The organism is Pseudomonas sp. GNP012 (assembly GCF_054343835.1).
In genome coordinates, this window is sequence record NZ_JBTGUU010000001.1 from 1,952,007 (window position 1) to 1,964,832 (window position 12,826).

The following is a 12,826-nucleotide window of genomic DNA, read 5'->3' on the forward strand; positions in this document are numbered from 1 at the left end:
ATAAACGACCCGTCCGGGCCCGGTTCCGACGATTGTCCGACAAAAACCGGAAAAATCGCCGTTTTACGGATGTTCGCTGGCTATAATGCGCGGCGAATTTCCGTGGGCTCGGACGACCAATGTTGAAGTTTCTGTATGGCGTATTGCTGACGCTGGGCATGGTCGTGGGACCTTGTGCCCAAGCGGCGTCAGTGCTGTTCCTGAATCCGGGAACCCCAACGGAAGCGTTCTGGGCGAGTTACTCGCAGTTCATGCAGGCTGCGGCGACGGACCTGGGGATGGACTTGCGTATCCAGTATTCCGACCGCGTCTCCGAAAACACCATCCGCCAGGCTCGTGAAGCCCTTCAGGGCGAACATCGTCCCGACTACCTGATCTTCGTCAACGAGCAATACATCGCCCCCGAGATCCTGCGGCTGGCCAAAGGCAGCGGGGTGAAACTGTTCATGGTCAACAACGCCCTGACGGCGGATCAGATGAAGCTGATTGGCGCGCGGCCTGACAAGTATCCCGATTTGCTCGGCAGCCTGGTGCCCAATGATGAAGAGGGCGGCTACCTGATGCTCAAGGAATTGATCCGGCAGCACGGTCCGGTGGCCCTCGGCCAGACGATTGAGCTGCTGGCCTTTTCCGGTTTGAAGATCACCCCGTCTGCGCAGTATCGCGAAAAAGGCCTGCGGCGCGCCTTGGCCGAGCACCCAGAAGTGCGTTTGCGCCAGTTGGTGTACGGCGGCTGGACCCGGCAACGCGCCTACGAGCAGGCCAGGCTGTTGTTCAAGCGCTACCCGCAGACGTCGCTGGTCTGGGCCGCGAACGACGAGATGGCGCTAGGTGTGATGCAGGCGTATGTCGAGGCCGGCGGTGTGCCGGGCAAAGGCGTGCTGTTCGGCGCAATCAACAATTCACCCGCGGCGTTGCAGGCACTGCTGGACCGTCGCCTGAGTGTGTTGCTGGGCGGGCACTTCACTCTGGGTGGCTGGGCGCTGGTGCAATTGCATGACTACGATGAAGGCGTGGACATCAGCCAGTACGGCGGCCGTGACCGCCAGATTCCGTTGCTGCAGCTGATCGACCGGGCACAGGCCAGGCGACTGCTGGCGATGGGGGCCACCCAGGACTTCGGTGTGGATTTTCACAAACTCTCGGCCAAGGGGCGTCCCGCGTCCTGGCGTTACCCGTTCACCCTGCAAACCCTGATGCACTGAGCCGCGTCAAACCCCGGCCAGGAGTAGCACCAGCTTGACGATGCCGAACAACGTCAAGGCAAACACCACCGTGAACAGGATCCCCAGAATCACGAAATGACTGGGCTTGCCGTGCGTGAAATCACGGGCCCGGTTCTTCCCGCTCTGCACCCCGAACGCCGCCGCCATGACGCTGTGCAGCATTTGCCAGAAGCTCGGCGGCTTGTTGTCGGCCGGATCGTCCATAAAACCCTCGCCACGGATGTGTGTGAGGCAAGCATAGACAATACACAGCATGCACAAAACAAATGTGGGAGCGAGCTTGCTCGCGATGAGGCCGTAACAGTCGATATCCATGCGACTGTCAGTCCGCCATCGCGAGCAAGCTCGCTCCCACAGAGGTATGTGTTGGCCACAATATCGTGGTCAATAGAGCCGCTTAGTTGTCGTAACCCAGGTTCGGTGCCAGCCAGCGCTCGGTCACGCTCAACTCCTGGCCTTTGCGCGAGGTGTAGCTTTGCACCTGGTCTTTGTCGACCTTGCCCACGGCGAAGTATTGCGCCTGCGGGTGAGCGAAGTACCAGCCGCTGACCGCTGCCGCCGGGAACATGGCGTAGTGTTCGGTGAGGAACACGCCGCTGCGGCCTGCACGCATTTCTTCGGCCTCCGGATCGAGCAGGGCGAACAATTGGGCTTTTTCGGTGTGATCCGGGCAGGCCGGATAACCCGGTGCCGGACGGATACCGGTGTATTGTTCCTTGATCAGCGCTTCGTTATCCAGCACTTCATCCTTGGCGTAGCCCCAGTAGTCTTTACGCACCTGCTGGTGCAGCCATTCGGCGCAGGCCTCGGCCAGGCGGTCGGCCAGGGCCTTGACCATGATCGAGTTGTAGTCGTCGCCAGCGTCCTGGTAGGCCTTGGCCACTTCTTCGGCGCCGATGCCGGCGGTGGTGATGAAACCACCCACGTAGTCGGTCACTTCACTGTCCTTGGGCGCGACGAAGTCGGCCAGGGAGAAGTTCGGCTTGCCGTCGGTCTTGATGATCTGCTGGCGCAGGTGATGCAGTTTGGCCATTGGCTTGCCGTCATCGCCATAGAGCTCGATGTCGTCGTCATGCACCTGGTTGGCCGGCCAGAAGCCAAACACTGCGCGAGCACTGATCAGCTTTTCGTCGATCAATTTGCGCAGCATTTCCCTTGCATCGTTGTACAGCGAGGTGGCGGCTTCACCGACCACTTCGTCCTGGAGGATGCGCGGGAACTTGCCGGCCAGGTCCCAGGATATGAAGAACGGCGTCCAGTCGATGTACTCGGCCAGAACGTTGAGGTCGATGTTGTCCAGCACCCGCGTGCCGGTGAAAGTCGGTTTGACCGGCGTGTAGCTCGCCCAGTCGAACTGTGGTTTCTTGGCGATGGCCGCGCCATAGCTCAGGCGTTCGGTGCGGGCGCTGCGGTTGGCGGTGCGCTCGCGAACCTCGATGTAGTCCTGGCGGGTTTTCTCGACGAAACCGGCCTTGAGCTCCTTGGACAGCAACTGGGTCGCCACGCCCACGGCGCGGGAGGCGTCGGTGACGTAGATCACTGCGTCGTTGCTGTACTTGGGCTCGATCTTCACCGCCGTGTGCGCCTTGGAGGTGGTGGCGCCACCGATCATCAACGGCAGGTGGAAGTCCTGGCGCTGCATTTCGCGGGCAACATGGACCATCTCATCCAGCGACGGAGTGATCAGGCCGGACAGGCCGATGATGTCGCACTTCTGCTCCCTGGCCACCTGGAGGATCTTCTCCGCCGGGACCATCACGCCGAGGTCGACGATGTCATAGCCGTTGCAACCGAGCACCACGCCGACGATGTTCTTGCCGATGTCGTGCACGTCGCCTTTCACGGTCGCCATGAGGATTTTGCCCTTGGCTTCAGGCTTGTCGCCTTTTTCCAGTTCGATGAACGGGATCAGGTGCGCCACGGCCTGCTTCATCACGCGAGCGGACTTCACCACCTGGGGCAGGAACATTTTGCCGGCACCGAACAGGTCGCCGACGATGTTCATGCCGGCCATCAACGGGCCTTCGATCACTTCGATCGGGCGGCTGAAGGACAGGCGCGATTCTTCTGTGTCTTCGACGATGTGGGTGGTAATGCCTTTGACCAGCGCATGTTCCAGGCGCTTGTTGACGTCCCAGTTGCGCCACTCTTCGGTCTCGGCTTCCTTGACGCTGCCGTCGCCCTTGTACTTGTCGGCGATGGCGAGGAGGGCGTCGGTGCCTTCCGGGGTGCGGTTGAGGATCACGTCTTCGACGGCGTCGCGCAGTTCCACCGGGATCTGGTCGTAGATCTCCAGTTGCCCGGCGTTGACGATACCCATGGTCAGCCCGGCGCGGATTGCGTAGAGCAGGAACACCGAGTGGATCGCCTCACGCACCGGGTTGTTGCCACGGAACGAGAACGATACGTTGGACACGCCACCGGAGGTCAGCGCATACGGCAGCTCGTCACGGATGTAGGCACAGGCGTTGATGAAATCGACGGCGTAATTGTTGTGCTCTTCGATACCGGTGGCCACGGCGAAGATGTTCGGGTCGAAGATGATGTCTTCCGGCGGGAAGTCCACTTCATTGACCAGGATGTCGTAGGAGCGTTTGCAGATTTCCTTCTTGCGCGCTTCGGTGTCGGCCTGGCCGGCTTCGTCGAAGGCCATCACCACGACCGCGGCGCCGTAGCGCTTGCACAGTTTGGCGTGGTGAATGAACTGCTCGACGCCTTCTTTCATGCTGATCGAGTTGACGATGCCCTTGCCCTGGATGCATTTGAGGCCGGCTTCGATCACTTCCCACTTCGAGGAGTCGATCATGATCGGTACGCGGGAGATGTCCGGTTCGCCGGCAATCAGATTGAGGAAGGTCACCATGGCCTTCTTCGAATCGAGCATCCCTTCGTCCATGTTGATGTCGATCACCTGGGCACCAGCCTCGACCTGCTGCAGGGCGACTTCCAGGGCTTCGGTGTAGTTGTCCTCGCGGATCAGCCGGGCGAACTTGGCGGAACCTGTGATGTTGGTGCGCTCGCCGACGTTGACGAACAGCGAGCTGCGATCGATGGTGAAGGGTTCCAGGCCCGAGAGGCGGCAAGCCTTGGGAATGTCCGGGATCTGGCGCGGCGCATAGCCGGCCACGGCCTTGGCGATGGCTTCGATGTGGCCCGGCGTGGTGCCGCAGCAGCCGCCGACAATGTTGAGGAAGCCGCTTTGAGCGAACTCTTCGATGACCTTGGCGGTTTGCGACGGCAGTTCGTCGTACTCGCCGAATTCGTTCGGCAGGCCGGCGTTCGGGTGCGCCGACACGTGGGTGCCTGCCTTGTTCGACAGCTCTTCGAGGTACGGGCGCAACTCGCTGGCGCCGAGGGCGCAGTTCAGGCCAACGGAAATCGGCTTGGCGTGGGCCACGGAGTTCCAGAAGGCTTCGGTGGTCTGGCCCGACAGGGTGCGGCCCGAGGCGTCGGTGATGGTGCCGGAAATCATGATCGGCAGTTCGACGCCCAGTTCTTCGAACACGCCCTGCACGGCGAAGATCGCGGCTTTGGCGTTGAGGGTGTCGAAGATGGTTTCGATCAGGATCAGGTCGGCGCCGCCCTCGATCAGGCCTTTGGTGGATTCGGTGTAGTTTTCCACCAGTTCATCGAAGGTCACGTTGCGGTAGCCGGGGTTGTTCACGTCCGGGGACAACGAGCAGGTGCGACTGGTAGGACCGAGCACGCCGGCGACGAAGCGCGGTTTGTCCGGGGTTTCCAGGGTCTTGGCGTCGGCGACCTTGCGTGCCAGGCGAGCGCCTTCTACGTTTAATTCATACGCCAGACCTTGCATGCCGTAGTCGGCCAGGGAGATCTGGGTGGCGTTGAAGGTATTGGTTTCCAGAATGTCGGCGCCAGCGTCGAGGTAGGCTTTCTCGATGCCGCCAATCACGTCCGGACGAGTCAGTACCAACAGGTCGTTGTTGCCTTTGACATCGCTCGGCCAGTCAGCGAAGCGTTTGCCACGGTAATCCTGCTCTTCGAGCTTGTAGCTCTGGATCATCGTGCCCATACCGCCATCGAGAATCAGGATGCGCTCTTTGAGGGCGTGCTTGAGAGCTTGAAGGCGAACGCTGCGATCGGACATTTGGACTACTCGGTAAGACCATGACGAAGGGCCGGGATGATAGCAAACCTGTGCGCTTTTAGAGCATGACTCGGTTTTGCATGAATATCGTTCATGTTGGCAGGCATGGCAGACCGGTAGAATCGCGGCGTTTTTTCAGGATCCGGGACCAGGGACATGTCTTATCGCTTCGTCATCAGCAGTGTGTTGATGCTTTTAAGCTGGGGCGCTGCGGCGCAAAGTCCGGCGAACTCCTCTGCCATTTCCTACAGTCGAGACATTCAACCGATCTTCACTGAAAAGTGCGTGGCCTGCCACGCTTGCAACGACGCTGCCTGTCAGCTCAACCTGGGCAGCGGCGAAGGCGCGGCACGCGGCGCGACGAAAGTCCCGGTTTACGACGGTGACCGTACTAAAGCGGTGGCGCCGACGCGGCTGTTTCTGGACGCCTCCGGCAAAGCCGCCTGGCAGCAAAAGGGCTTCTTTTCGGTGCTTGATGCCCAGGGCAGCCAGGCCTCATTGATGGCGCGGATGCTGGAACTGGGCCACAACACCCCCTTGCAACCTAACGCCAGGCTGCCGCAAGACATCGTCCTGGGTCTGAACCGGGAGAACATGTGTTCCATGCCCGCGCAGTTCGATGGCTACGCCGCTTCGCACCCGAAAGAAGGCATGCCGCTGGCGGTGACCGGGCTGACCGACCAGCAGTACCAGACGCTGCAACGCTGGCTGGCCGCAGGCGCACCTATCGATCAGCAGGCCCTGGCCCCGAGTGCGCAAGAAGCGCTGCAAGTAATCCAGTGGGAAAACCTGCTCAATTCGCCGGGCGCCCGGCAAAGCCTGGTGGGGCGCTGGCTGTATGAGCACTGGTTCCTCGCCCATCTTTACTTCAAGGAGGGTGAACCCGGGCATTTCTTCCAGTGGGTGCGTTCGCGCACGCCGACCGGCCAGCCGATTGACCTGATCAATACCCGGCGTCCCAACGATGATCCAGGCTCGGAGTTTTACTACCGCTTGTGGCCGGTGCAGGGCGTGATCGTGCACAAGACCCATATCTCCTATCCCCTGAGTGCGGCGAAGCTGGCGCGTGTCAAATCCCTGTTCTACAGCGGCAACTGGGAGGCCAATGCATTGCCGGGCTACGGGCCGAAGAGCCGGGCCAACCCCTTTACCACCTTCGAAGCGATTCCGGCCCAGGCGCGCTACCAGTTCATGCTCGATAACGCCGAGTACTTCGTGCGCACCTTTATCCGTGGGCCAGTCTGTCGTGGGCAGATCGCCACGGACGTGATTCGCGATAACTTCTGGGCGCTGTTCCAGGCACCTGAACACGACCTCTACATCACCGACCCGAACTATCGCGGGCAAGCCACGCCCCTGCTGGCGATGCCAGGGCAGAATGATGATGTCGGCAGCGTCCTGACCCTGTGGCATGACTACCGCGACAAACGCAACGAATACGAGGCCCTGCGCCGCGATAGTTACGCAGACTTGCCCGCGCCGAGTTGGTCGACCCTGTGGGCCGGCAACGACAACGCACTGCTGAGCATCTTTCGCCATTTCGACAGCGCCTCAGTGACCAAAGGCCTGATCGGCGAAGTGCCGCAGACGATGTGGCTGTTCGACTATCCGCTGCTGGAGCGCACCTACTACCAACTGGCAGTCAATTTCGATGTGTTCGGCAACGTGTCCCATCAGGCCCAGACGCGCTTGTATTTCGACCTGATCCGTAACGGAGCCGAGCAGAATTTCCTGCGTCTGATGCCCGCCGATTCGCGGGAGGGCTACCTCGACGACTGGTATCAGAACAGTGGCAAATTCAAGATGTGGCTGGACTACGAGTCCATCGACGATGACAAACCGACCGCGCTGAAGCTTGATCCGCAGGATCCCAAGCGCGATTTCGCCCGGCAATTGCTGACCCGTTATGGCGACCTCAATGCCAGGCCCGACCCGATCAACCGCTGCGACGGCGCCTACTGCTCGCGGCCGAACATTGATCCGGATCTGCAAAATGCCGAGCAGGTGTTGAGCCGCCTGACCTCGCGTCCGGCGGCGGGGTTGAGAGTGATTGATCAACTGCCGGAAGCGACCATGCTGCGAATCGAAACCGGCAGCGGCAAGCGAGAGGTTTACAGCCTGCTGCGCAACCGGGCCCACAGCAACGTGGCGTTCCTGCTTGGCGAATCGCTGCGCTATCAGCCGGGGCTCGATACCCTGACGATTTTCCCGGGTGTGCTCAGCAGCTACCCGAACTTCATGTTCAACATTCCGGCCGGGCAAGTGCCGGCGTTTGTGGATGCGATGGAGAACGCCAAGGATAGCGACAGCTTTGAGAAAATCGTCGAACGTTGGGGAATACGCCGCAGTCATCCGCAATTCTGGCTATATTTCCATGACCTGAGCCGCTACATCCAGGAGACCGATCCGGTGGAAGAGGGCGTGCTGGACATGAACCGCTTCGAGAACCTCTGAAACACCGCTGATCCCCTGTGGGGGGGCTTGTGGCGAGGGGGCTTGCCCCCGTTGGACTGCGCAGCAGTCCCATTTTCTGGGGCCGCTTCGCGACCCAACGGGGCGGTGCGGCGTTCCGACAAGCCCCCTCGCCACACAAGCCCGCTCCCACAATTCTTTCCCGACAAAAATACTGGGACTTTGTCCGGCGCGCCGATTGGCGTAAACTGCGCCCAAGCCTGCGAGGAGTTTCCATGACCGCTATTACCATTACCGACGCCGCCCACGATTATCTGGCTGATCTGCTCTCCAAGCAGAACACCCCGGGCATCGGCATCCGCGTCTTCATCACCCAGCCTGGCACCCAGTACGCCGAAACCTGCATTGCCTACTGCAAGCCGGGCGAAGAAAAACCCGAAGACACCGCGCTGGGGCTGAAAAGCTTCACCGCCTACATCGACCACTTCAGCGAAGCCTTCCTGGACGATGCCGTTGTCGACTACGCCACCGACCGCATGGGCGGCCAGCTGACCATCAAGGCGCCAAACGCCAAAGTACCGATGGTCAACGCCGACAGCCCGGTCAACGAGCGCATCAACTACTACCTGCAAACCGAAATCAACCCGGGGCTGGCCAGCCACGGCGGTCAGGTCAGCCTGATCGACGTGGTCGAAGACGGCATCGCCGTCCTGCAGTTTGGCGGTGGTTGCCAGGGCTGCGGCCAGGCCGACGTGACGCTCAAGGAAGGCATCGAGCGTACCCTGCTCGAGCGTATTCCCGAGCTCAAGGGCGTTCGCGACGTGACCGACCACACGCAGAAAGAAAACGCCTACTACTAAGGTGTTCACTGCAAAATAAAAAAACGGCGCCCCGTGAGCGCCGTTTTTTATGAGTTAAATTCGCTGAAGCCTTCGCGAGCAGGCTCGCTCCCACAGTTGACCATATCCAATGTGGGAGCGCGCCTGCTCGCGAAGGGGCCTTATGGGCGATAGAGATGCGCATGCCCCGCGCGATACAATGACGATTCGCTGAAATGATCACTGCCCAGCACCCGTCCCACCAGAATCAACGCCGTGCGCCGAAACCCTTTGGCGGCAACCTTCCCGGCAATGTCCTCAAGCGTTCCCGTTACCCAGTCCTGATCCGGCCAGCTCGCGCGGTGAACCACCGCAATCGGGCAATCGGCGCCGTAATGCGGCAGCAGTTCCTCAACGATCTTCGGCAGGTGATTGACCCCCAAATGAATCGCCATGGTCGCGCCGTGCTGCGCCAGACTGGCGAATTCCTCTCCGGGTGGCATGGCGGTTTTGTCGGCGTAGCGAGTCAGGATCACGCTTTGTGAAACGTCCGGCAGCGTCAGTTCAGCACCCAGAAGCGCTGCGCAAGCGGCGGTGGCCGTCACGCCCGGGACGATTTCGAACGCAATGCCCAGCTCACGCAGACAGCGAATCTGTTCGCCAATGGCGCCATACAGGCTCGGATCGCCGGAGTGTACCCGGGCCACGTCCTGGCCTTTGGCGTGGGCGGCCTTGAACAGGTCGATGATCTGTTCAAGGTGCAGTTCGGCGCTGTTGACTACCTGCTCGGCACAATGACCTTCCAGTACGGCGGCTGGCACCAGCGAGCCGGCATAAATGATCACCGGGCAACTGCGAATCAGCCGCTGGCCCTTGACGGTAATCAGTTCGGGGTCGCCGGGACCTGCGCCAATGAAGTAGACGGTCATCGTCGGTTCCTGTGGGGATAAAAGGGGCTGAACAGGGCTTCAGATGAAGAATGTTCATGATCGAGGCGGGGATTATCGGGGATTTTATGCCGCACCGGCCAATGCCAGGGTTGCCTGGGCATATTTCTGTCGGGGAATCAGCAGTTTTGCCGGGGCCTGGGCCAGTTGTTCGGCCAGGGCCAGCGCGGCGCTTTCCGCCACGCCGTAGCAACCGGTGCGTTCAAACGCTATTTGCGATTGATGGCTGAGTTGCGGCTCATAGGGGGCCAGTTGCTCGCTGCTGAAGTACATCAATTCCAGGCCAAGCTGCTGGGCCAGTTCGATCAGTGCAGGTTCGTCGCGCTTCGAATCGATGCTGGCCAGGGCCTTGATTTCATGGCGCGCAATCTGGTGCGCCTCCAGTGCCTGGTCGAGCAGCGCCAGCAGGGTGCTGACGGGGCAGCCCTTTTGACAGCCCAGGCCGACCACCAGGGTCGGCGCAGTGCTGACGTCAGTCATGCGTGGTATTGGCCATCGCTTTTGCGACGGAACAACCAGGCGCTGATCAGGCCCAGGGCCAGCCAGAACGCCACGTTGGTCAGTTGCGAAGCGATTTTGAATTGGGTTTCCAGTGCCTCCGGAGCGAGCATCGAATGCACTTGCGGTTGCGGTGCGCCAATCACATGGGGAACTGCAAGGATTGCCGCGCCGAGGACTTTCATCAGCCAGTGACGGCTGAAAACGATCAGTGCGATACCGACGGCGGTGCAGGCGGCGGTACCGATCCACCACAGTTGCCGTTGTGCCAGATCGGCGGCGGCAGTGCCGGGCAATTCAGGTGGCAGGCCGAGGGTCGGCGCGAGTACGAAGGTCGCATAGCCGGCCAGACCCCAGAGCAGGCCCTGGGAGGTTTTGGTCGGCGCACGCAAGGTGTACAGGCCGGCCAGCATCAGCGCGAAACCGACAGCCACCACCAGATTGCCGCCAGTGGTCGACAGCACGCGCTGCCAGCCGTCTTCCGGCTCCCAGGCTTCGGCGTCGTGGGTGTGGGCAGCCATCGCGCCATCGGCGTGTTCATGCATTTCAACGGCCGCCGGTTCAGCTTTTTCGTAGGTTTCGGCCTGCAGGATCAGGGGGGCGACCCAGAAACTTTGCAGCAGGGTCAGCAACAGGGCGGCCAGCAGCCCGCTGAAACCTGCGGTTTGCGCAATACGCTTGATCATGTCAGCAGGTCTCAATGGCACGGGAACGCGGAGCTGTGACGGGTATCGTGGGCGGCATTGTGCACCGCTTCGATGTGCGAGAAACCGGCGAAATACACAAGGCTTGCGCCCAGGATCGACGCGCAGACGGCGGCGGTCAGACGTTGAGTCAGGGTAGAAGTGGTGCTGGCTGTAGTGTGGCCGGTGCTGCTGATGATCGACATGGCGTTTCCCTCTGGTCTGTCAGCGGGGAATCAAGAGCGCATGCAAAAACCTGCACGACCAGGCGCGCAGGGTTTCAAACAGCGCCCGCCCACCGCGGGTTTGTTGTTTCAGTGATCGTTATGGTCACTTTATGTTGCGGGCCGGTCTCCGGGCTCACGAGGGGCAAAGGCTTGGGCCTGATCCTGCAAGCATCACCTTCCCATGCCGTAGTGGCACAGTGGATCTGATGCTTCGCTCGCTTACCGTTGCGGGGGCAGCACCGGACTGACATGGCTTTAGAGTAAAGCACATGATTCACCGGTTTCCCGTTTCACCCTGTGAAGGGCACCCGTAACAAGATGCGTAGGAGAGCATGGGCGAGGGTTGGGCGTCAATTGGCAAGGGTTCTCAACTGGAAACCGAGTCGCTTTCTTCGCGAGCAAGCCCGCTCCCACACTTGACCCTTTTCCTCTGAAAGAACCCGATCAAATGTGGGAGCGGGCTTGCTCGCGAAGGGCACACCGCAGAAGTCACGTGAACATTGACCCGCCCCAATACCATGCGTAGCCTTGCGCTTTCGAGGTTCTTCGGCGTTTGTCGAAGCTAAGAAGGGAACGCGGTCAATGCCGCGGCTGCCCCCGCAACTGTGAACGGTGATGTTCGTTGCCACGCCACTGCAGGCCCAATCCATGAGGCCGGCGGGAAGGCGCAGCGAATGCCAGGCTCAAGCCGGCACACCGTCAGCCAGGAGACCTGCCTCGACACAGATTCTCACTTTCAACCGGGCGGGGTGATCCGGTGGCGAACTCTTCAGGCACGCGCATCTGCGTTGCCCGTTGTCGTCCCGTATGCCCGCCACCTAGCCATAGGGCATCCGATGAAAACACTGGCCAAACTTCCCGTCACCATCGTCACAGGCTTTCTTGGCTCGGGTAAAACCACGCTGCTGCGGCACATGCTCGACAACGCCCAGGGGCGCCGCATCGCAGTGATCGTCAACGAGTTTGGCGAGCTGGGCATCGACGGCGAAATCCTCAAGCAGTGCTCCATCGGTTGCACCGAAGAAGAAGCCAACGGCCGTGTGTATGAACTGGCCAACGGCTGCCTGTGCTGCACTGTCCAGGAAGAATTTTTCCCGGTGATGCGCGAACTGGTGGCTCGTCGCGGCGATCTCGACCACATCCTCATCGAAACGTCGGGCCTGGCCCTGCCAAAACCGCTGGTCCAGGCTTTCCAGTGGCCGGAAATTCGCAGTGCCTGCACCGTTGACGCGGTGATCACCGTGGTCGACAGCCCGGCCGTGGCCGCCGGCACCTTCGCCGCCTTCCCGGACCAGGTCGATGCCCAGCGCAAACTCGACCCGAACCTGGACCACGAATCGCCATTGCACGAGCTGTTTGCCGACCAACTGGCCAGCGCCGACCTGGTGATTCTCAACAAATCCGACCTGATCAACCCGGCCGACCTGGCCCGCGTGCGCGTGGAAGTCGCCGAAGAGTTGCCGCCAGCGGTGAAAATCATCGAAGCCAGCAGCGGTCGCCTGCCGCTGGACGTGCTGATTGGCCTGGGTGCCGGCTCCGAAGAACACATCGACAGCCGCCACAGCCACCACGACCATCATCACGATGGCGACGATGATCATGACGACCACGATCACGACGCCTTCGATTCGATCTCCATCGAATTGCCGCAAGCCGACGAAAGCCTGCTGATGGACGCGCTGACGCAACTGGTGGTCCAGCACGGCATCCTGCGGGTCAAGGGTTTTGCAGCAATCCCGAACAAACCGATGCGCCTGCTGATCCAGGGCGTGGGCACGCGTTTCGACAAGCACTTCGACCGTCAGTGGGGCGCCGAAGAGGCGCGTATCACCCGTCTGGTGCTGATCGGCCAGGAACTCGACGCCGCCGTTCTCGAAGCGCAATTGCGCGCTGCGCTCAGCGTGTAA

General features: G+C 61.0%; 10 protein-coding genes and 2 riboswitches. Of the genes, 4 read left to right on the forward strand and 6 right to left on the reverse strand.

Features of this window, described 5'->3' with window-relative positions:
- Positions 1 to 119 precede the first annotated feature (119 nt).
- Complete coding sequence (locus ACXX83_RS08765; RefSeq protein ID WP_458548137.1) at positions 120 to 1,205, forward strand: ABC transporter substrate-binding protein; 1,086 nt, start codon at positions 120 to 122, stop codon at positions 1,203 to 1,205.
- A gap of 6 nt (positions 1,206 to 1,211) precedes the next feature.
- Here ACXX83_RS08765 and ACXX83_RS08770 read toward each other — a convergent pair whose 3' ends face one another.
- Positions 1,212 to 1,430, reverse strand: coding sequence for a DUF2970 domain-containing protein (locus ACXX83_RS08770; RefSeq protein ID WP_007980782.1), 219 nt, complete (start codon positions 1,428 to 1,430; stop codon positions 1,212 to 1,214).
- Between the two features lie 193 nt (positions 1,431 to 1,623).
- On the reverse strand, positions 1,624 to 5,334 hold the full coding sequence (gene metH, locus ACXX83_RS08775; protein ID WP_458548138.1) for a methionine synthase: 3,711 nt from the start codon (positions 5,332 to 5,334) through the stop codon (positions 1,624 to 1,626).
- A gap of 156 nt (positions 5,335 to 5,490) precedes the next feature.
- Between metH and ACXX83_RS08780 the strand changes: the two genes are divergently transcribed.
- A complete protein-coding gene (locus ACXX83_RS08780; RefSeq protein ID WP_217838205.1) occupies positions 5,491 to 7,788 on the forward strand; it encodes a fatty acid cis/trans isomerase in 2,298 nt (765 codons plus the stop codon).
- A 233-nt stretch (positions 7,789 to 8,021) separates the two neighbouring features.
- Positions 8,022 to 8,606 (forward strand): Fe-S biogenesis protein NfuA, encoded by a 585-nt coding sequence (gene nfuA / locus ACXX83_RS08785; protein ID WP_007912592.1) that lies wholly within the window; start codon positions 8,022 to 8,024, stop codon positions 8,604 to 8,606.
- 140 nt (positions 8,607 to 8,746) lie between these two features.
- On the opposite strand, the gene cobM is transcribed toward nfuA, so the two are convergent.
- From cobM to ACXX83_RS08805, 4 genes are all read right to left on the reverse strand, one after another.
- The gene (gene cobM / locus ACXX83_RS08790; RefSeq protein WP_458548139.1) at positions 8,747 to 9,493 is read right to left on the reverse strand and encodes a precorrin-4 C(11)-methyltransferase; all 747 of its coding nucleotides are present in this window, start codon (positions 9,491 to 9,493) and stop codon (positions 8,747 to 8,749) included.
- Between the two features lie 84 nt (positions 9,494 to 9,577).
- On the reverse strand, positions 9,578 to 9,991 hold the full coding sequence (locus tag ACXX83_RS08795) for a cobalamin biosynthesis protein (RefSeq protein WP_015094887.1): 414 nt from the start codon (positions 9,989 to 9,991) through the stop codon (positions 9,578 to 9,580).
- The gene (locus ACXX83_RS08800; RefSeq protein WP_458548140.1) at positions 9,988 to 10,695 is read right to left on the reverse strand and encodes a CbtA family protein; all 708 of its coding nucleotides are present in this window, start codon (positions 10,693 to 10,695) and stop codon (positions 9,988 to 9,990) included. Before ACXX83_RS08800 ends, ACXX83_RS08795 begins: the two co-directional genes overlap by 4 nt.
- 11 nt (positions 10,696 to 10,706) lie before the next feature.
- Positions 10,707 to 10,898, reverse strand: a complete 192-nt coding sequence (locus ACXX83_RS08805) for a CbtB domain-containing protein (RefSeq protein ID WP_217838207.1) — start codon at positions 10,896 to 10,898, stop codon at positions 10,707 to 10,709.
- A gap of 122 nt (positions 10,899 to 11,020) precedes the next feature.
- A riboswitch (cobalamin riboswitch) is annotated at positions 11,021 to 11,246 on the reverse strand.
- Between the two features lie 195 nt (positions 11,247 to 11,441).
- A riboswitch (cobalamin riboswitch) is annotated at positions 11,442 to 11,653 on the forward strand.
- 102 nt (positions 11,654 to 11,755) lie between these two features.
- Between ACXX83_RS08805 and cobW the strand changes: the two genes are divergently transcribed.
- A complete protein-coding gene (cobW, locus tag ACXX83_RS08810) occupies positions 11,756 to 12,826 on the forward strand; it encodes a cobalamin biosynthesis protein CobW (RefSeq protein ID WP_458548141.1) in 1,071 nt (356 codons plus the stop codon).